Annotated in this window: 20 protein-coding genes; 6 read left to right on the top strand and 14 right to left on the bottom strand. The window is 60.3% G+C overall.

Going from position 1 to position 18,304, the window contains the following annotated elements; translation table 11 throughout:
- Position 1: 1 nt before the first annotated feature.
- The 6 genes from FBY04_RS27165 (at position 2) to FBY04_RS27185 (ending at position 4,598) form a co-directional block, all read left to right on the top strand.
- Positions 2–1,162, top strand: a complete 1,161-nt coding sequence (locus FBY04_RS27165; RefSeq protein WP_145318323.1) for an ABC transporter substrate-binding protein — start codon at positions 2–4, stop codon at positions 1,160–1,162.
- A gap of 64 nt (positions 1,163–1,226) precedes the next feature.
- Positions 1,227–1,631 carry a branched-chain amino acid ABC transporter permease gene (locus FBY04_RS32880; protein ID WP_256667183.1) on the top strand — a complete coding sequence of 135 codons (405 nt, stop codon included), beginning with the start codon at positions 1,227–1,229 and terminating at the stop codon, positions 1,629–1,631.
- Complete coding sequence (locus FBY04_RS32885) at positions 1,580–2,137, top strand: branched-chain amino acid ABC transporter permease (RefSeq protein WP_256667184.1); 558 nt, start codon at positions 1,580–1,582, stop codon at positions 2,135–2,137. Before FBY04_RS32880 ends, FBY04_RS32885 begins: the two co-directional genes overlap by 52 nt.
- A 10-nt stretch (positions 2,138–2,147) precedes the next feature.
- Complete coding sequence (locus FBY04_RS27175; RefSeq protein WP_084317848.1) at positions 2,148–3,173, top strand: branched-chain amino acid ABC transporter permease; 1,026 nt, start codon at positions 2,148–2,150, stop codon at positions 3,171–3,173.
- Complete coding sequence (locus FBY04_RS27180; protein ID WP_145318326.1) at positions 3,170–3,919, top strand: ABC transporter ATP-binding protein; 750 nt, start codon at positions 3,170–3,172, stop codon at positions 3,917–3,919. The genes FBY04_RS27175 and FBY04_RS27180 overlap by 4 nt, the downstream gene beginning before the upstream one ends.
- Positions 3,912–4,598, top strand: coding sequence for an ABC transporter ATP-binding protein (locus FBY04_RS27185; protein WP_145318328.1), 687 nt, complete (start codon positions 3,912–3,914; stop codon positions 4,596–4,598). Before FBY04_RS27180 ends, FBY04_RS27185 begins: the two co-directional genes overlap by 8 nt.
- 162 nt (positions 4,599–4,760) lie before the next feature.
- On the opposite strand, the gene FBY04_RS27190 is transcribed toward FBY04_RS27185, so the two are convergent.
- The 14 genes from FBY04_RS27190 to FBY04_RS27255 form a co-directional block, all read right to left on the bottom strand.
- The gene (locus FBY04_RS27190; RefSeq protein WP_084317851.1) at positions 4,761–5,384 is read right to left on the bottom strand and encodes an NIPSNAP family protein; all 624 of its coding nucleotides are present in this window, start codon (positions 5,382–5,384) and stop codon (positions 4,761–4,763) included.
- Between the two features lie 135 nt (positions 5,385–5,519).
- Positions 5,520–6,518: a 3-hydroxybutyryl-CoA dehydrogenase gene (locus FBY04_RS27195; RefSeq protein WP_145318331.1), complete on the bottom strand. Its 999-nt coding sequence runs from the start codon at positions 6,516–6,518 to the stop codon at positions 5,520–5,522.
- Positions 6,515–7,621 (bottom strand): NAD/NADP-dependent octopine/nopaline dehydrogenase family protein, encoded by a 1,107-nt coding sequence (locus FBY04_RS27200; protein ID WP_145318333.1) that lies wholly within the window; start codon positions 7,619–7,621, stop codon positions 6,515–6,517. Before FBY04_RS27200 ends, FBY04_RS27195 begins: the two co-directional genes overlap by 4 nt.
- A 122-nt stretch (positions 7,622–7,743) precedes the next feature.
- Entirely contained in the window at positions 7,744–8,925 is a 1,182-nt protein-coding gene (locus tag FBY04_RS27205; protein ID WP_145318336.1) for an alpha-hydroxy acid oxidase, read from the bottom strand.
- A gap of 140 nt (positions 8,926–9,065) precedes the next feature.
- Positions 9,066–10,343: an OprD family porin gene (locus FBY04_RS27210; RefSeq protein ID WP_084317855.1), complete on the bottom strand. Its 1,278-nt coding sequence runs from the start codon at positions 10,341–10,343 to the stop codon at positions 9,066–9,068.
- Between the two features lie 227 nt (positions 10,344–10,570).
- Complete coding sequence (locus FBY04_RS27215; RefSeq protein WP_084317856.1) at positions 10,571–11,071, bottom strand: flavin reductase; 501 nt, start codon at positions 11,069–11,071, stop codon at positions 10,571–10,573.
- A 19-nt stretch (positions 11,072–11,090) separates the two neighbouring features.
- Positions 11,091–12,050 carry a PDR/VanB family oxidoreductase gene (locus FBY04_RS27220; RefSeq protein ID WP_084317857.1) on the bottom strand — a complete coding sequence of 320 codons (960 nt, stop codon included), beginning with the start codon at positions 12,048–12,050 and terminating at the stop codon, positions 11,091–11,093.
- Between the two features lie 79 nt (positions 12,051–12,129).
- Positions 12,130–12,870: an SDR family NAD(P)-dependent oxidoreductase gene (locus FBY04_RS27225; protein WP_084317858.1), complete on the bottom strand. Its 741-nt coding sequence runs from the start codon at positions 12,868–12,870 to the stop codon at positions 12,130–12,132.
- Between the two features lie 10 nt (positions 12,871–12,880).
- Positions 12,881–13,360 carry an aromatic-ring-hydroxylating dioxygenase subunit beta gene (locus FBY04_RS27230; RefSeq protein ID WP_084317859.1) on the bottom strand — a complete coding sequence of 160 codons (480 nt, stop codon included), beginning with the start codon at positions 13,358–13,360 and terminating at the stop codon, positions 12,881–12,883.
- A 15-nt stretch (positions 13,361–13,375) separates the two neighbouring features.
- Positions 13,376–14,650, bottom strand: a complete 1,275-nt coding sequence (locus FBY04_RS27235) for a Rieske 2Fe-2S domain-containing protein (protein ID WP_084317860.1) — start codon at positions 14,648–14,650, stop codon at positions 13,376–13,378.
- Between the two features lie 53 nt (positions 14,651–14,703).
- Positions 14,704–15,237 (bottom strand): nuclear transport factor 2 family protein, encoded by a 534-nt coding sequence (locus tag FBY04_RS27240; RefSeq protein ID WP_145318340.1) that lies wholly within the window; start codon positions 15,235–15,237, stop codon positions 14,704–14,706.
- A gap of 16 nt (positions 15,238–15,253) precedes the next feature.
- Complete coding sequence (locus FBY04_RS27245) at positions 15,254–15,613, bottom strand: IacB protein (protein ID WP_084317862.1); 360 nt, start codon at positions 15,611–15,613, stop codon at positions 15,254–15,256.
- Between the two features lie 26 nt (positions 15,614–15,639).
- Positions 15,640–16,812, bottom strand: coding sequence for an acyl-CoA dehydrogenase family protein (locus FBY04_RS27250; protein ID WP_145318342.1), 1,173 nt, complete (start codon positions 16,810–16,812; stop codon positions 15,640–15,642).
- Positions 16,813–16,838: 26 nt separating this feature from the next.
- Positions 16,839–17,951 (bottom strand): amidase, encoded by a 1,113-nt coding sequence (locus FBY04_RS27255; RefSeq protein WP_145318345.1) that lies wholly within the window; start codon positions 17,949–17,951, stop codon positions 16,839–16,841.
- Between the last annotated feature and the right edge of the window lie 353 nt (positions 17,952–18,304).

Below are 18,304 nucleotides of genomic sequence, written 5' to 3' on the forward strand. Positions count from 1 at the left end.
TATGAAAAAACTACTCGTGGGTACACTGCTGGCGGCCAGCTGCGTGACCAGTCTGCTGGCACGGGCGCAAGACCCGGTGCGTATCGGTTTTATCACCACCCTCTCGACCCCCGCCGGTTACCTGGGCGAAGACTCCCGCGATGGATTCCAGCTGGCCATCGATCAGGAAAACGGCAAGCTCGGCGGTGTGCCAGTGAGCCTGCTGGTCGAGGACGACGGGCTGCAACCGGCGCGCGCCAAACAAATCATCGACCGCATGAGCCTGGACGGCATTTCGCTGTACACCGGCGTGATTTTTTCCAATGTGCTGGCGGCAGTGGTCAACACGGCAACCAAGGACGGCTTCTACATCAGCAACAACACCGGCCCTTCGAGCCTGGCCGGCAAGCAGTGCAAGCCCAACTACTTCGTGGCCTCGTACCAGAACGACACGATCCATGAAATGGCCGGTGTCGCGGCCAATGAGCTGGGCTACAAAAAGATGGTCATCCTGGCCCCCAACTACCAGGGCGGACGCGATGCGCTGGAAGGCTTCAAGCGCACGTACAAAGGTGAGGTCACCGAGATCTACACCAAGCTCAACCAGCTGGATTTCTCGGTTGAACTGGCTCGGGTGCGTTCGCTGGCGCCGGATGCGATTTTCGAGTTCCACCCCGGCGGTGCCGGCATCAACTTCGCCAAGCAATACGGCAGCTCGGGCCTGAGCAAAACCATCCCGATGGTAGTGCCCGTGTTCTCCATGGACGAACGCATGCTCGCCGCCACCGGCGATGTGGCCAAAGGCATGAACATCGTGACCTTGTGGAACCCTGGATCTGAAAACCCGGCCAACCAGGCGTTCGTCAAAGCGTTCAGCGAAAAATACAACCGCGTACCAACGGTGTATGCCGCTCAGACCTATGACACGGCGCGACTGATCGGCGCTGCCCTGAAGAGCGTGGGCGGCAACACCAAAGACCCCGCGGCTTTTCGCCAGGCGCTGCGCGACGTCAAGTTCGACTCGATCCGCGGCGATTTCGCCTTCGGCAAAAACCAGCATGCGGTCATCGACTGGTACTTGCTGCGCGTAGAAGCCGACGCCAACGGCAAGCTGGTCCAGGTGCCGGTGCAGACCATCGCCAAGTCACAAGTGGACAGCTTCGCCGCCGAATGCGCCCTGTGATCCGACCTTTCGGTCTCGTGCCCGGCGGCTTCGGCTGCCGGCACTTTTCGTAGGATTCCCCAGCATGCTGTTACTTGAACAAATTCTGAATGGCTTGCAATACAGCGCCTTGCTGTTTTTGCTCGCCTCCGGCCTGACGCTGATCTTCGGCATCATGGGCGTCATCAATCTGGCCCATGGCGCCTTCTACATGGTCGGGGCATTCTGCGCCGCCTACACCGCTTCGCTCAGCGGCTCGTTCTGGCTCGCCGGGCTGGCGGCGGTGATTGGCTCTGCACTGTACGGGCTGCTGATTGAAACCAGCATCATGCGCCGCCTCTACGCCCGCGATCACCTCGACCAGGTGCTGGCCACCCTGGCCGTGGTGTTTTTCACCAACGAGTTGATCACCGTGCTGTCGGCCGCAGCCCGCCGGCCATGCCGACACCCGAGTGGTATGGCACCTTCGTCGAGGTCCTGCCGGGGTTGATGTACCCGGTCAGCCGCCTGCTGTTCATCGCCGCCGGAGCATTGGTGGCGATTGCCATGTGGCTGCTGATCAACCATACCCGTCTGGGGATGCTGATTCGCGCCGGGGCCGACGATCACGAGATGGTCGGGGCATTGGGCGTGAACATCGCCCGCCTCTACACCCTCGTGTTCGTCTTCGGCTGTGTGCTCTGCGGGCTCGCCGGTTTCATGGCCGCGCCGCTGCTGTCGGTGGAAATCGGCATGGGCGAAAAAGTCCTGATCACCACGTTTGTCGTGATCGTCGTCGGCGGTGTCGGCTCGGTGCGCGGCGCGCTCGCCGGTGCCTTGCTGATCGGCATGGTCGACGGCCTCGGGCGAGCGTACATCCCGCAATTACTCGACCAACTGTTGCCCGCCGAAGTCAGCGGCACCTTGAGTGGCGGGTTGATTTCCGCCAGTGCCTACATCGTCATGGCCGTCGTCCTGCTGGTCCGTCCACGCGGCCTGTTGCCCGCCCGCGCTTGAGGAAAACTACATGTCTCGTCGAGTCCTAATCGATCTGCTCTGCCTGGCGACATTCGCCCTCCTGCCGCTGCTTGCGTCGTGGTTGCACGAACCCTTTCTGGTCAGCCTGTTCACGCGTCTGGCGATCTACGGCATGGCCGCCGCCAGCCTGGACCTGTTGATCGGCTATGGCGCGATGATCAGTTTTGGTCATGCAGCGTTCTTTGGCCTGGGTGGCTACGTAGTCGGCGTCATCGGTTTTCACACCTCCCAGGCCATGCCGTTGTGGGGCTGGGAAGGCTCAAGCAGCGCGCTGATCGTCTGGCCGCTGTCGCTGCTGGTCTGCGCGCTGTTTGCACTGGTGGTCGGCTATCTGTCACTGCGCACCAGCGGCGTGCAGTTCATCATGATTACCCTGGCGTTCGGCCAGATGCTGTATTTCGTCCTCAGCTCGCTGTCACTGTATGGCGGCGACGACGGCATCCTGCTCAACGAACGCAACACGCTGCCGGGCCTCGATCTGGAAAATCCGGTGCAGTTTTACTACCTGTGCCTGGGGTTGTTGGTGGCGTGGCTGCTGTTCTGCCGGCGACTGGTCAACTCGCGCTTCGGTTATGTCCTGCGGGGCCTGAAGCAAAGCGAACGGCGCAGCATCAGCCTGGGCTTGCACCCGCTGCGCTACCGGCTGAGCGCCTTCGTCATCGCCGGGGTTGGCGGTGGCCTGGCCGGTATCTTGTGGGCGAATTACGCAATGTTCGTCAGCCCGGACATGGGCGCTTGGCACAAGTCCGGTGAGTTGATGGCGATGGTCATTCTTGGCGGCGTCGGCACCCTGATCGGGCCGGTGCTCGGCGCTGCGGTGTACCTGGGACTGGAGCAGGTGTTGAGCCTGTGGACCGAGCACTGGCTGCTGATCTTCGGCCCGCTGCTGCTGGTGGTGGTGCTGTTCGGCAAAAAAGGTTTGTACGGCTTGCTACTCAGCCCGTGGCCCCGCTGGCGCAAGCCCCCGGTGCCAAACGCTCCACCCGCCATTGCCAACAGCGAGGTGCGCTCATGATCCCGCAACTGTCGATCCAGGCGCTGGAAAAAACCTTTGGCGCGGTCAAGGCCACCAACGGCGCAAGCTTCAATATTGCCCCGGGGGAACTGCACGCCATCATCGGCCCCAACGGCGCCGGCAAGTCGACACTGATTTCGCAGATCGCCGGGGAGATCCGCCCGGACAAGGGGCGGATCTTCCTCAACGGCCAGGACATTACCGACGTGCCCGCCCATCAACGCCCTCGCCTCGGCCTGGCGCGCGCTTTCCAGGTCAGTCAGTTGTATCCGGAGTTCACCCTGCTGGAAAACGTTGCCATCGCGATCGCTGCCCGGGAAGGCCAGACCTTCGGCATGTGGAAACCCTTGGGTAGTGACAGTCGCCTGCTGGGACCGGCGGCGGACTATCTGCATCGTGTCGGCCTCGCGGCACGGGGCCAGGCGCTGGTCAGCGAGTTGTCCCACGGCGAACGACGGCAACTGGAAATTGCCCTGGCCCTGGCTCAGGAAGCCTCAGTGCTGTTGCTCGACGAACCGATGGCAGGCATGGGCGCCGAGGAATCGGCACGCATGACGCAATTGTTGCTCGAGCTCAAGGGCCGCTACGCGATCCTGCTGGTGGAACACGACATGGACGCCGTGTTCGCCCTGGCGGACCGCATTACCGTATTGGTCTACGGCCAGACCATCCTGACCGGCAGCGTCGAGCAGATTCGCAACGACCCGCAAGTCCGTGCCGCCTACCTGGGAGAAGAACATGCTTGAAGTGTCTGGATTACAGGCCGGCTATGGCCTGAGCCAAGTGCTGTTCGACATGCACTTGAAGATCGAACAGGGCCAGGTCGTGTCGTTGATCGGGCGTAATGGCATGGGCAAGACCACCACGGTCAAGTCGATCATGGGTCTGCTCAAGCCCACCGCTGGCAGTGTCTTGATTCACGGTCGGGAAATGCGCGGCGCTCCACCCTACCGCATCGCCCAGGCCGGCCTGGGACTGGTGCCCGAAGGCCGGCGCGGTTTTGGCAGCCTGAGCGTGCGGGAAAACCTGCTGGCCACCGCGACCCGGGGCAAGTGGGACCTGGCGCGGATCTACCAGTTGTTTCCACGGTTGCAGGAGCGCCAGGATCAGTTGTCGAAAACCCTCTCCGGTGGCGAACAGCAGATGATGGCGGTCGCCCGCGCCCTGCTGACCAACCCGCAGTTGTTGATTCTCGACGAGGCGACCGAAGGCCTGGCACCGATCATTCGCGAAACCATCTGGAGTTGCCTGGCGAGCTTGAAAGCCGAAGGCGAGACGATTCTGGTCATCGACAAGAACCTCAAGGAAATGGCGCGGGTGGTCGACTGCCATCACATCATCGAAAAGGGCCGACAGGTTTGGCACGGTACGCCGCTGCAACTGGCCGACACACCGGAATTGTCCCAGCGTTATCTGGGTGTTTGAACACAACGTCAGCAAGCCCGATATCTGATCACCACATCGACCTGCAGGAGCGGGCTTGCTGGCGATGGCGTCCGGTCAGTCAATAGGTTTATCGCCTGACCGGACGCCATCGCCGGCAAGCCGGCTCCTACGGGGGATCGCGTGAGTGTCCGTTAACGAGGCTCATTGCAGCGGTGAAAAGCTCGCCGGCAGGTAGATCGTCGAATGCATGTCGCGCAGTTGCGGGCCTGAGTTTTCCGGTGGCCAGACGCCGTCCTGCACGGCACGGGTACGCACGTCCAGACGTTGTTCGAGCGAGGCATAGGGCCAGATGTGCAAGTAGCGCGGCAACTGACCGTCGGTGGCATAGAAGGCGGCATACACCGTCGAGTATTGCGCGCCAGTTCGCGGCCCCACGGCTTTTTCCCAGCCTTTGAGCGTGGGTGCCAACCCCGATGGCACGAGGTCATAGACGCGAAGTTCGTAGAACGGCCCATGTCGCCCGGCAGGCAACGGTTCGATAAAGGGGAACAACGTATAGTTTTCCACGCGCATGTCTGTCAGATACGCCTCGATGCCAAACGCATCGGCACTCGACAGATACCGTTCGCGCTCAGCCTGGCGAGACGCTTCGTCGACAAAACCACGCAACACCGCGATCTGATTCAGCGGGCCGATTTCCGACGCCCAGCAGCCGACCAGTTTGACTGCGGCGTCATCGACGGCCAGGCGCTGCTCCAGACAAGCCATGGCAGTGGCGACGGTGCGCACTCGCACGGTGAACGTAATCAATTCGTACAGCTTCATGACAACCTCGATTCAGGACCAGACAAATGCGTGGATGACCTGCATCCATCACGAAAAAAGCCGACGCAGCCATAACGGCGCGCCGGTTGCGCAACCCGGTCGTGAAGCTGTCGCGATCACACGTCAGCGCCACGCTCAGGACGTTGCCACACCACCGTTGAACACCGGCGACAGCCCCATCAACTCGAGCTTGCGGGTGAACTCACCCAGCCTCTGCAGTTTGTAGGCCTCCAGATCAACGTCCTGGTAATCATAAAAACCCTGACCTTCGCGCAACCCGTTGCGCCCTTGCGCCATGTTCTCGGCAATGACTTTGGGTGGCAGGAAACGCGGATCGATGGCTTCAGCCAGGTAATGCGAGGCATAGAACAGAATGTCGCCGCCGCCCCAGTCGATAAACTCAAGCATCCCCAGCACGGAGAAACGCAGACCGAAACCGACGCGAATCGCGGTGTCGATGTCTTCGGCGCTGGCCACCCCCTCCTCGACCATTCGTGCCGCTTCATTCATCGCCAATGCCTGGATCCTCGGCACGATGTAACCGGCTGCCGGGGAGCATTGCACGGGCACTTTGCCGATGCGCTTGAGCAATGCCATCAGGCGTTGCACCACCTGCGGGCAGGTGTCTTCGCTGCGGCTGACTTCGACCAGCGGCATCAGAAATGCCGGGTTCAGCCAATGGGCATTGACGAAGCGTTGCGGGTGCGTGACCAGTGCCGCCAACTGCGTCACCAGAAAAGTCGACGTCGTTGATGCAATGACCGTTTCATCGCCACACGCGGCACTCAGCCAAGCCAACGTCAGGGCCTTGAGCTCAAGCACTTCAGGCACGGCTTCGAACACGACAGCAGCACTGTGCAAATCGCCGTCACTGCCCTCGCGATCGCTCAAGCGTAAATGGCTCATCGCCTGTTCGACTTGCGCCGGATCGAGTGATCCCAGACGTGCAAGCGTTGCCAGTTCGCCGCGCAAGTGGCCCTCGATCTGGCGGAAGTAGCGGTCCTGCTCCACGGGCTCGCGTTGCTTGATATCGATCAGGGTCACCGGCAGTCCGGCGAACATGAACGCCAAGGCAATGCCCTCGCCCATGCGCCCCGCGCCGACGATACAGATGCGTTGCGGATCGGCGCTCATGCCTGCAATCCCTGGCTCAGGCACTGCGCCATTTCGCTGCGACTCAGTTGATCCAGCCCGAGGTTTTCCAGGGTTCGACCCTCGGCATACAGGTCGATGCCACTGACCACCGTGGCCAGGCTCAACAGGCCTTGGGCGACCGGCGTCGACACGCCGGCCCACCGCCCGACCGACACCAGAAACGACAAGCCCAGCCGTGTGTCTTCGAGCATGTAGCGGTGCTTTTGCAGGTCGATGTCTTCACGCCAGTCACCGCTGTCGGTCAGTTTGCCGTGAGCGCCGCGCCCGTACATCCACTCATCGCCGTCGGTGGCGTAATGATCGGCCAGCGGGAAATGCGGCGCGCCATAGCCCAGTGCTTCACGAACGGCGATACGCTCGGCGTCGAGGGCATTGGTCACGCGACGAATCGAAGGCACGGTCCCTTCGTTGTGAATGTCCCAGGTTTCGAAATGCTCAAGTGGACCCGCGTTCATCAGGATCAACGGCGGATGAATGATCGGCCCGGCATTCATCAGCGCGCCGCTGAGTGCATCCTCGATCGGTTCGACGCTGGGGTACGCCTCGCGCAATACGGCGAACGCCGACTCGCTCAACCGACTCGGAAAAACCCCGGTCGGCAAACGGGTCGCGTAGCCGCTGATCACCACCTGGTTATCGCCATGCTTGCGCGCCAGGTAGGGCAATGTGCCGGTCTCGGCAAACGCCACATCGCTGTGATTCCCCGCCTTCGCCATTGCCTGGGCGAACACCATGCTGCCGAACGTCCCCGGCGGCAGGAAGACCACTTGCCCGTCGCGCAACAAGGGAGCCAGTTCGCTGGCAAGGGCTGAGTGAGAGGTCGACGGCAAGGCAATGACCAACAGCTCTGCATCGGCCACGGCCTGTGCCAGATCGGCCGTCAAGGTCAGGGCATCCCCGACCTGCCCCAAGCTCAACCGGCGTTCGCCACGGAAGTCGCGCACGAGCAGATGGCCGAGGCCTTGCAGTTTTTCCAGCGCGGCACTGTCTCGGCGCCACAAGCGCACCGAATGGCCTTTTTCCGCCAACTCTATCGCTGCCGCGTAGCAACCGTGACCACCGCCGATAACACTGATATTCATGAATGCACTCCTGTAGAAGAGCCTCGATCCTAGCAACGGCCCCGGCGACTCACTGCCCGAAACGCGCAAGCGTCATTCCGATTCTGCAACGCAATAAACGGGTCGAGTGCGACCACAAATGCTCAAGCGCGGCGACGCTCGAACACGCTGTCGCCGTCAAGGTGGTTGAGGTGGGTGCAGCCCATCAGGTTCATGGTCCGCGCCAGTTCTTGCGTCAATACGTCCAGCGCCCGGCCAGCACCGTCCTCACCTGCCACCGCCACGCCGTAAAGGGTGGACCGTCCCAGCAACACGGCATCGGCCCCAAGCGCGAGTGCTTTGACGATGTCGCTGCCACGCCGGATCCCGCCATCCAGCAGCAGGCTGAGTTTGCCTTTCGCCTGGGGCGCGATGGCCCCCAGTGCATCGAGGCTAGAGAGGGCTCCGTCCAGTTGGCGGCCGCCGTGATTGGACACCACCACACCGTCAAGCCCGAGGGCGATCGCTCGCTCCACATCGGCCGGATGCAACACACCCTTGAGCAACAACCGCTCGCCCCATCGCTCACGCAGACGTGCGAGCATGTCCCAGTCGAGCAAGGTGTCCATCTGCTTGCCAATGAACGCCATCGAGCCCAAGGGGTTGCGCTCGCTCGGCGGCAAGTAAGGTTCAAGATTGCCCATGCCAGGCAGCCCCGATGGCCACATCACTTGCTTGAGCCAACGCGGGTGACGGACAACGTCAAACTTGTTGCGCCATGTCAGCTGTCGCGGCCTGGCGAAGCTGCGTCGGTCCCACTCGCGATTGCCCAGCACCATCGCATCACAGGTCAACACCAGAGTCCGGCAACCGACAGCGGCGGCGCGCTGCAACAGGCTTTTTTGCACCGCCGGATCGCGCATGGCGTACAGCTGGAACCACAGGTCGACGCCAGGCGCCGCCGCAACAAGGTCTTCAAGAGAAGTGTTGGACGCGGTGCTCAGGCTGAACGGCAAACCACGTGCCGTTGCAGCCCGGGCCAAGTGAATGTCGGCATCGCGGTGCAACAGACCGTTGTAGCCCGTCGGCCCGATCAGCATGGGCATTGACAGCACCTTGCCGAACAACGCGCGGGACGTGTCGGGCGCATGGCAGGGCACCATGGCTCTGGCGTGCAGGCCATAGGCACTGAACGCGTCGAGATTATCCTTGAGCGTCAGCTCGGCTTCAGCGCCACCGCTGAGGTATTCCCAGACGAAGTAAGGCACGCGTCGCCGGGCCATGTCGGCCAGTTCGGCAATGCTGTGCACACGACTCAAGTCGGAACCGGTATAGAAGCGACGCATAGGTCATCCTCGTATTGCGGATAAAACCGCTGCGAAAAAAAAGCCCGGAAGGAGCGATCCGGGCGAAGGAAAACCTGTGTTGAAAACCTTTGCCCGATGCGCGGGCAAACCCGGAAGCCGCGAACGGCTCCCGAGGGATTTCAGAACTTCCAGGTGTAGGTGGTGATCAGACGGTTCTCCTGATAGTCCGCACCCGATGCCCTGCCATTGCCATAACGCGTCTTGACGTCAATGCGGCGCCATTCGAAACCCACATCTTTGAGCGGACCGCTTTGCACCACATAGCCAAGCACGATGTTGCGTTCGCTTTCGACGTTTTGGTCGAGGGCATTGTTGCCCCGGTCGATACCCGTACCGCGCATGTAACGCGTCATCAATTTCAGACCCGGCAAACCCATGCCCGCGAAGTTGTAGTCATAACGCAATTGCCAGGAGCTTTCGTTCGGCTTGACGAACGCCACTGTCGACCAGTTCACCAGGTAAGGCTGCGGTGCATAGCCGTTGAGCGTCGGGAATGTCGACTCGCCAAGCATGCGCTGATAGCCGACACCGAATGCGTGGGCGCCCTTCTTCAGGGTCGTCATGATCCCGTAGGACTTGTTGTCGATGTCGCCGTATAAAGCCTTGCCATCCTCGCTGTTATTGAAGTAACGGAGGTCGGTCTTCAAGCCGTAACCGGCCCCCAGATCATGGTTATAAGTCAAACCGAGATAGTGTTGTTTGTAGATATCTTCCAACTGGCCAAAGAAGTAAGTACCGGACAAGTTCGGTGTAAACGCATACGTGGCGCCCCCAAAGTTCAAACCGTCACTGCGACGCTTAACGTTGGGCCCATTGAACAAGTACATCTTCTCGGTATTGGAAGACTCCCGGGAACTGATTTCGGTAAAACGGCCACCCGTCAGTGTCAGGTTGTCCACTTCTTTCGATTCGAGCTGCACACCGTGATAGGTGGTGATCAATTGCCGCGAGTCGTCGATGTACGCCACTGGCAACGTCGGGCGAAGTTCACCTATCTTGAGTTCGGTTTTGTTGTAACGAACCTTGCCGGTCAGCGCCGCACGGCCGTAGTCGCGCACTTGTTCGCCCTTGCTCGTGTCGTACGGAATAATGCTGTCCGGACCACGGCCACCGCCGCCGTCCAGGCGATAGGCGTATTGCGCCGAGAGGTCCAGACCAAACTGCAGCGTGCCTTCGGTGTAACCCGAAATCGCGCGAAAATCGAAGCCTTGAGTCCAACTGCCGATCCGCGATTGCGGCGCATCATGCTGTTTGAAATCGCGGTCGATATAGAAGTTGCGCATCCCCAGACTGACTTGACTGTCGTCTACGAAGTCAGCCTGAGCAACCACAGGCGTGAAGATCCCCATTACGGCCGCAGTGGTGACGCCACGGCTTACCCAGCTCTTCTCGAACATCAAACTTTCCTTCTTTTTTACATGCACGAAGGCACGACGAGTGGAAGCAGATCAATTCAGCAAAAGTGCAACTTTGGCAGTCAATCCGCAGTATTGTTTTTATAACCACTTACTGCAAAAAAGTCGTAACGCAGCCGTTCGCCAGAACAGCGAAAACCGCTTTATAGTTATTTTAAAAACTTGACGATCGTGGAAAGTCTTATCGCTGCTCCTGGAATAAAAGCCTCTCAAGAAGTTGCTTTGGACGCATCTCCCAAACGGTGGTAGGCGCGGTTGAAATACACCAGGCCTTCCTGGCTGTCGCTATTGCGGATACCCAACACCTCGCAATAGAAAATCGTATGCGACCCCACTTCATGGGCTTGAGCGATACGGCAATCGAAACTGACCAGCGCCTCGTCCAGCAGCGGCGCACCGCTTTCCAGCGTGCTCCACGATGCGCAGGAAAAGCGCTGCTCGGTATCCAGATTGCGGTTGGAGAACGCCCCCGACACTTCCTGATGCCCAGGGGTCAGTACGTTGACGCTCAGCACACCGTTGCTCTTGAAATGCACGTTGGAAAACGACGAGCGATTCATGCACACCAATAGCGTCGGTGGCTGGTCGGTCACGCTGCATACCGCCGAAGCGGTAAACCCGAAACGACCCGCAGGACCATCGGTGGTGATGACCGAAACCGCGCCACCGAGCATTGCCATTGAGTTACGAAATCCAGTTGTATCGACCATGGTCTTACCCTCCGGTCTATCAGATATCCAGCACCAGTTTCTTGGACTTGGCCCGGGAACAGCACACCAGAATCTGGTCATTGGCAGATTTTTCGTCATCCGTGAGATAGACGTCGCGATGATCCGGTTCGCCTTCGATGACGTCGCACAAACACGTACCGCAAACGCCCTGTTCACACGACACTTCAATCTTGATGCCCACGGCGGTCAGCGCATCGACGATGCTCTGGCCCTCGGCAACCTGTACGGTCTTGCCGCTGCGCTGAGCGACCACTTCAAAACCGGCGCCCGAAGCGTCGACTTCGACCTGGAAGTATTCGCGGTGCACATGATCGTCGGCGTACCCCGCCTTCAGGGCCTGAGCAATGACCCAGTCCATGAAACCGGCCGGTCCGCAGACATACACGTGTACGCCGGCTTGTGGAGTGCCCAGCACTTTTGGCAGGTCGAGTTTCTGTTCGGCGGCCTCGTCGTCAAAATGGGTGTTCAACCGCGACGCAAACGCCGCGTTACCCAGCTCCTCGAGAAAGGCGCTGCGGTTGCGCGAACGACCGCAATAATGCAGTTCGAAATCGCTGTCACGGGCATTCAGCGCGTAGGCCATGGCCACCATCGGGGTGATGCCGATACCGCCGCCGATCAGGATCGAACGCCTGGCATCGCTGGCCAGCGGAAAGTGATTGCGCGGCAGGCTGATCTCGATTTCACGACCCTCCTGCAGCAGTTCATGCACCGCCACCGAACCGCCACGCGAGGCGGGGTCCTTGAGTACGCCCAAGCGATAGGCGCCAGCGTTGGCCGGATCACCGCACAGCGAATACTGGCGAACCAGACCGGCCTTGAGGTGGATATCGACATGCGCGCCCGCCTCGAAGGCGGGCAAAGGCTGTCCCGTCGGATCACTCAGATCCAGTACGACAACACCTTCGCCCTGTTCTTCGCGCTTGCGCACGACGACTTTCAATAATTGATCGCTCATACAGGACCATCCCGATTTCGTTGTAAGGGGGCGCATCTGAGCGCCCCCGACTGCTTTTTCAAACCCTATAACCGTGGACTCAGCGCATGAAGATCCCGCCGTTCACATCCCAGGTCGCCCCGGTGGTGAAGTAGGCGTCTTCGCTGGCCAGTTGCACGATCAGCTTGCCAATGAACGCGGCGTTGCCCAATTGCTTGACCGGGATCGCCTCTATCAGTTTTTCCAGGCGCTCGGGCGGCACGGCGGCGCGCACCGCCGGCGACTCGATAGGGCCCGGGGCGATAGCGTTGACCGTGACCCCTGACGCCGCCAGCTCCTTGGCGAAGATCTTGGTCAAGGTAATGATGGCGCCCTTGGACGCAGCGTAATGCGCGCCGGTCGCGGTGCCGCCGTTCTGCCCGGCCAGGGAGGCCATGTTGATGATCCGCCCGTAACCCCGGGCCGCCAGATAGCTGCCGAACACCTGGCAGCCGACAAAAGTACCGCGCTGATTGACGCTCACGACACGGTCGAACTCTTCCGGGCTGATCTGCATCACCGGTGTGGTCATGGTCATCGCGGCGTTGTTCACCACCACCTGCAATTCACCCCAATGCGCCACGACGGCCGCCAGGGCGTCTTCGAAATCGGCCTTGCTCGATACATCGAGCTTGAGCGCCAGGACCCGCTCGCCCGTGGCATCGAGTTCAGTGGCGGTGACCTGTGCCGACTCCAGTGAACGGTCGCTGATCACGACCCGATAACCGGCGTTCAGCAGTTGCTCGGCAATGCTTTTGCCCAGCCCCTGGGCCGCGCCGGTGACCAATGCAACCTGTGTCATGGCAGCGTCCTCAGAGGATGTAGCCGATACCGGCGAGGGTATCGGTGGAATTGATCAGCTGGATCAGCTTGCGCTGAATCTTGAAACTGTCACCGCTGCGCACCAGTTCAAACGTGACATCGGCGGTGTACTGCTTGAGTACATCCTTGCGGAACTCGCGCAGGTTCTGCGCACAGCGCACAGTGACAACTCCGTCTTCATCCGACAGCACGCGAAAGCGCGACTGACTGCGCACGGTGCGCGCCCGCGGAGTGGTCGAGATCGACTCGCCGCTGGTCAGACGGGTGACACGCAACTGACGCATGTGGTGGTCGTCGTAGGCGTAGTTCAGGGTGTTCTCGAAGTCGGTTTCCAGTGGATCGATCGGGATGATGTAGGTCGCTTTCTCGGTCCACAGATCGAGCCATTCGACGAAATCGCCATGGTCGAGCATGTCCGCTTCCTGCCAGATGAAAGCGCTGACTTGGTTGAGCAATTGCAGGTTGTTCATGGGGTTCTCCGTCACTCAGGCCGACATCATCTTTTTCCACTGCTGGTAACCAGCGCGCATGCCGGTCTCGGCACTCACATCGCTCACCAGCCCGTCTTCGGATTGCTTTTCACCCGGCAAGCCGCGGTTGAGCATGATCCACAGATCGGTGCCGGCACTGGCGCCGCGTTGTACGCGCTCCCAGGCTTCGGAATCGTCCGGAGTACCAAAACCCATCGGTCCCTGGAAGTGCTCATGCAGGCGCAGACGATAACGGTTGGCCACGGCCGGGCCACCGTCCATGGTGATGACGGCGTGATGGATTTCGGTTTCGTTCACCGCGATCGGTTGCAGCACCCGGAAGAACGCCATGGAACAGGCGATGTTCGGGAACAGGTTGAGGTTGAAGCCCGAACCGCCGACCGCACGCACGATGCGACGGACCGATGCTTCGTCCTGGCCTTCGGCGCGCAACTGCGCGGCCAGGTCCTCGAAACGCTCGGGAATCGGCAATTCAAGGTTGGCTTCCAGGTCGACCAGGTCCGGGATCATCACCATCACGCTGTGGCCGTTGCCGAGGTCTTCGACATAGCCCGGCCCTTCGACGAAGTCGAACAGCTCCAGGGTCTGTTCATCCACGGACGACAGGAACGACTTGTGCACCAGCGGGAAGTGATAGGCGTCGGTGGTGTTTTCCAGCTGGATCTTCCAGTTGCCGGGGAAGCGGAAGCGATGCTCGCCTCCCACTTTGACCGGGTAGCCGGCGCCCTGCTTCATGAACAGGTCGATCCACTTTTTGGCCGGACCGAGGAAATCGGCGAGGGGTTCGATGTCATCCTTGAAGGTGGCGAAGATCATGCCGTTGTATTGCTCGACACGCAGGCTGACCAAAGGCAGTTCGCCCTTGTCCAGGCAATCGGCGTAGCTTTCCGGGTGCGGCACACCGCGCAGGCTGCCATCCAGGGCGTAGCTCCAGCCGTGATAAGGGCAGACAAAACTGTTGGTCTTGCCCTTCTTGTGTTCGCACACCGTTGCACCACGATGGCGGCAACGGTTGAGCAACACATGCACGTCTTTCTTGCGGTCGCGCACGACGATCACCGGCTGCTTGCCGATGTAGGTGCTCTTGTAGCTGCCGGACTCCGGGATTTCGCTGGCGTGAGCGACCCAGATCCAGGTGCTGTAGAAAATCTTGTCCAGCTCCTGATCGAAGATCTTGCCGTCGGTGTACAGCGACGTGTGAACGCGATCATGCAAGACCAGGTCGGAAGGACTGGCGTCGAGCGTTACGGTATTTATCAGGTTACTCACGATCACTCCTCGTCGGCATTGTTCGCCGACTCTAAGAATTCGGGGTGTTACTTTCAGGACTGGCCGGACTTGCCGGGTACGGGCAGGTGCGCGGCGCTGTTCCAGGTGTCGACCGGTCGGCTGAACAGGTTCTCGGTCTGAAAATGCGCCATGCGCCACTGCCCTTGTTCCTGGGCGAACCGCACAGTCAGGCGGGCGCTATTGAGGTGCGAGGCCCCCGAGGCAAAGGTCGACGTCTGCAACATCACCCAGCTGGCATCTGCGGTCTCACCGCTGACCCGGATCAGCTCCGAGGTCAGGAAGTGCACGTTCAGCGAAAAGTGCGCCGGCTCGACCATGTAGGTTGCGAACATCGCTTTGATCGCCTCACGCCCGTGGTAACCGCCGAAGCTGTTCTGGTACTTGGCACCCTTGCCTTCCCAGATCGCCTGCTCGGTGAACAACCCGGCCAGTTCCTCGAGCGGAGACCCCACGCCCAGCTCGTCGCACAGAAACATGTAGCGATTCATGCAGCCGCGGATCGCGTTCTCGCTTTCCAACTGCTCGAGCCGCTGTTCCAGTGCGCGCAAATGCTCTTGTGATGACATGGCGACTTCTCTCGACTCAGCGCTGGATGATCAGTTCGCGACCGGTACGGGCCTCGACCTTGCAATACTTCCAGAGCTTGTAAGGGCCGTTGCCGACATCCGTGGTGCGAAACAGATTGCAGGCGGCGTGGACGGTTTCGATGTCGGGTACATCGGCCAGCAAGTAAGTCGTCCAGGGCCAGCCTGCAGACGGGCCGACCATGCTCTGATCGTCGTCCATGTTGCCCAGCACGGTGACGCCTGGCAGGTCGGCGATGCCGTTCCACATGGCGCCGAACGCGGCCCAGACTTCCAGCGCTTCAGGACGTGGAGCATCGAAAAAGTTTTGGTTGATGCCGATGCAGAACAGAACACGCAGGGCTTTTTTATCGGTCATGGGGTTCACCAATCAGTAGGGAAAAATTACAGGTAGCCAGGCAGCGGCTTATTGCCGAAGAAGATCGCGCCGGCGTTCTGGTAGGTCATGTCGCCCATGAAGGCGTGCTGGGTAATGACTTGGGTGTCGTTGACGAAACGCGACAGAGGACTGGTGCGGTACACCCCGCTCATGCCCGAGAGCATTTGCGCTGTGCGCGCGACATCGGCCGCGACGCGGGTGGCGTGGGTCGAGGACAAGCGCAGCATGTTGGTCTGCTCGACGCTCACCGGGTCGCCGGCCAACACGCTGGCCCAGGCATCGTCGATGGATTGGTAGAACCACGAACGTGCAGCGCGCAGCGACGCTTCGGCCTTGGCCATCTCGACTTGGGCCAGGGGCCGGTCGGACAACGACGGCGCACCGGTCACGGAGATCCGGCCGCTGGCCATTCCGCTCAACTCATCGAGTGCCGCACGAGCAACGCCCAGACCGACCACCGACAACACCTGCGTGGCGAACGACAGCGACGGATAGCGGAAGAATGGCTCGTCTAGATTCGATGGGCCGCCGCGTACGAAGGTCCATTCCTCCGGCACCACCACGCCTTCGACGACCACATCATGGCTGCCGGTGCCGACCAGGCCGACGACGTTCCAGGTCTCCTCGATTCTGACCTTTTCCCGGGGCATCACCGCCAGTCGTGGCAGGCCGAGCATCTCGCCGTTTTTCGGGCTGATGCCCACGCCGATGAGCGACGCGCCCATGCAACCGCTGGAAAATTTCCAGCGCCCGTTGACCTCCAGGCCACCTTCAACAAAGGACGCAGGCTGCGGCGGGAAGATCCCACCGGCGAAGACCACGTCAGGCGAGTCGGCATAGATTTTCTTAATGGTTTCCAGCGGCAGCGCCGCCAGGTAAACCGGGCTCATGCCAAAGCTGGCGACCCAACCGGCGGAGCCATCGGCGATCGAGATATCTTCCACCATCTGGCAAAACTCGGCCGGCGAACGCTCGTCGCCGCCGAAGCGTTTTGGCACCAGAGCCCGATAGACACCGAGCTTGCGGAACTGCTCGATAACGTCCTGCGAGATGAATTTTTGTTGGTCGAATTCTTCGTTTCGAGCACGCGCACGAATCTCGACCAGCAGTTTCTGAAACGCTTCATTCGCCGTGATCGGCACGCGGCGCTGGTGATTCAGCTCGCTTGGCGCAGTCATGGGTTTCTCCATAGTAAGCATGACGATTACTCTTCCAGGCGCCGGACCAGTTCGCGGGCGACTGCACACAGCAGTTCGTCCGCGCCATGGGCGGCAATGAGTTGAAGGCCTACCGGGAGTCCCGAAGCGCTTTCCAGAGGAATGCTCAGAGCCGGATGACCGGAAAGGTTGAAAGCGCGCACCAGGGAGGTCATGCCCAGGGCGGCGCGAGTGTCGGCCGCATCCGCGACCAGCAATGGAAAGTCGGGCATGGTCGGCATGGCCAGAATCGGAGTGATGGCCAGGGCTGCATCCACTTCTGCGATAAACGCGCGCCGGATGGCTTCGGCCCCTTCAAGGGCTTCGACCGAGGTCAGACTGGCTGCGCGCAGGCGGTCGGCGACATCGCTGCCCACCCGACCGGTTTGCAGAAGATGGCCACACGCGGCCCAGGTTTCGGCGTTGATGACCACCATGCCGGCGCCATACGCGGCGGCCATGCCGGGCAGTGTCTGTTCAAGCAATCTGAAACGCGAATGGGCCAGCGCCTGGTTCACCACCGCGTGCACCTGTTCATTAGCCTCTACCGCGACGACGCCGATCGACAGATGCTCAGTTGCAGGGAGGGAAGTGAATGTGGGATCGATCACTCGCATCGCTGCGATCAAGCGATTCATGTCCAGCGCCAGGGGCCCCACGCAATCGAGAGTGCTGCGCGCTGGCATGACGCCCTGACGACTGACGCGACCGAAGGTTGGCTTGAGACCGAATACACCACAGCACGCCGCGGGAATCCGTACCGAACCGCCGGTATCGGTGCCCAACGCAAAGTCGCAAAGACCCGCCGCAACCGCTGCCGCCGAACCACTGGAAGAGCCTCCCGGTATATAGCCGGGGTAGCGCGGGTTGGATGCCGTGCCGGTCCATGCGTTGAGGCCGGTGGTGCCGAATGCCAATTCATGCAGGCTGGTTTTACCGGTGATCCGGCAGCCCGCCTCCAAAACGGACTGAACCACCTGTGCATGTTCAGCGGCTGCCGGCGCATCGGCCAGCGCGCGGCTTGAAGCGCGGGTCGGATAGCCGGCGATATCGATGGTGTCTTTCACCATGACCGAAAGGCCATTTCCTCCCAAGGCTAAATCCTCAACAACGATCGACATGCTCTTTACCTGCTCGTTATGTGTCACCAGAACGAATGACCTCGGCATGAGGGCCGGGGAAAACGCTTAAATCTAAAATCGTAATATTTACGTGAAATGTCAATTGAATTTTACCAAATAAAAGAGTGTGTATTTTCGGTGCAGATTTTCCTTTTTCGCACCAACGACGTGCAGTTTGGTAACACTGCTGAAAAAACGTCAAATTCTGAAAAATTGATATTTTCTTCATATAAATCAACGTTTTATTTACAAATACCCAGCAGAAAACAACGAAACATTTAGAAAAATGTTGAGCGATTGCCTCTCTGAAAAGACAAACACGAAAAATAAATCGGCCCAAAAATGGCTGGCAA

This window comes from Pseudomonas sp. SJZ080 (genome assembly GCF_007828295.1).
Classification (GTDB): Bacteria; Pseudomonadota; Gammaproteobacteria; order Pseudomonadales; family Pseudomonadaceae; genus Aquipseudomonas; species Aquipseudomonas migulae_A.

What these genes read in the sequence shown, in the direction of transcription:
- FBY04_RS27165 (WP_145318323.1), top strand. Translation starts at nt 2, where the DNA reads ATGAAAAAACTACTCGTGGGTACACTGCTGGCGGCCAGCTGCGTGACC.
- FBY04_RS32880 (WP_256667183.1), top strand. Translation starts at nt 1,227, where the DNA reads ATGCTGTTACTTGAACAAATTCTGAATGGCTTGCAATACAGCGCCTTG.
- FBY04_RS32885 (WP_256667184.1), top strand. Translation starts at nt 1,580, where the DNA reads ATGCCGACACCCGAGTGGTATGGCACCTTCGTCGAGGTCCTGCCGGGG.
- FBY04_RS27175 (WP_084317848.1), top strand. Translation starts at nt 2,148, where the DNA reads ATGTCTCGTCGAGTCCTAATCGATCTGCTCTGCCTGGCGACATTCGCC.
- FBY04_RS27180 (WP_145318326.1), top strand. Translation starts at nt 3,170, where the DNA reads ATGATCCCGCAACTGTCGATCCAGGCGCTGGAAAAAACCTTTGGCGCG.
- FBY04_RS27185 (WP_145318328.1), top strand. Translation starts at nt 3,912, where the DNA reads ATGCTTGAAGTGTCTGGATTACAGGCCGGCTATGGCCTGAGCCAAGTG.
- FBY04_RS27190 (WP_084317851.1), bottom strand. Translation starts at nt 5,384, where the DNA reads ATGAAGCTGTACGAATTGATTACGTTCACCGTGCGAGTGCGCACCGTC.
- FBY04_RS27195 (WP_145318331.1), bottom strand. Translation starts at nt 6,518, where the DNA reads ATGAGCGCCGATCCGCAACGCATCTGTATCGTCGGCGCGGGGCGCATG.
- FBY04_RS27200 (WP_145318333.1), bottom strand. Translation starts at nt 7,621, where the DNA reads ATGAATATCAGTGTTATCGGCGGTGGTCACGGTTGCTACGCGGCAGCG.
- FBY04_RS27205 (WP_145318336.1), bottom strand. Translation starts at nt 8,925, where the DNA reads ATGCGTCGCTTCTATACCGGTTCCGACTTGAGTCGTGTGCACAGCATT.
- FBY04_RS27210 (WP_084317855.1), bottom strand. Translation starts at nt 10,343, where the DNA reads ATGTTCGAGAAGAGCTGGGTAAGCCGTGGCGTCACCACTGCGGCCGTA.
- FBY04_RS27215 (WP_084317856.1), bottom strand. Translation starts at nt 11,071, where the DNA reads ATGGTCGATACAACTGGATTTCGTAACTCAATGGCAATGCTCGGTGGC.
- FBY04_RS27220 (WP_084317857.1), bottom strand. Translation starts at nt 12,050, where the DNA reads ATGAGCGATCAATTATTGAAAGTCGTCGTGCGCAAGCGCGAAGAACAG.
- FBY04_RS27225 (WP_084317858.1), bottom strand. Translation starts at nt 12,870, where the DNA reads ATGACACAGGTTGCATTGGTCACCGGCGCGGCCCAGGGGCTGGGCAAA.
- FBY04_RS27230 (WP_084317859.1), bottom strand. Translation starts at nt 13,360, where the DNA reads ATGAACAACCTGCAATTGCTCAACCAAGTCAGCGCTTTCATCTGGCAG.
- FBY04_RS27240 (WP_145318340.1), bottom strand. Translation starts at nt 15,237, where the DNA reads ATGTCATCACAAGAGCATTTGCGCGCACTGGAACAGCGGCTCGAGCAG.
- FBY04_RS27245 (WP_084317862.1), bottom strand. Translation starts at nt 15,613, where the DNA reads ATGACCGATAAAAAAGCCCTGCGTGTTCTGTTCTGCATCGGCATCAAC.
- FBY04_RS27250 (WP_145318342.1), bottom strand. Translation starts at nt 16,812, where the DNA reads ATGACTGCGCCAAGCGAGCTGAATCACCAGCGCCGCGTGCCGATCACG.
- FBY04_RS27255 (WP_145318345.1), bottom strand. Translation starts at nt 17,951, where the DNA reads ATGTCGATCGTTGTTGAGGATTTAGCCTTGGGAGGAAATGGCCTTTCG.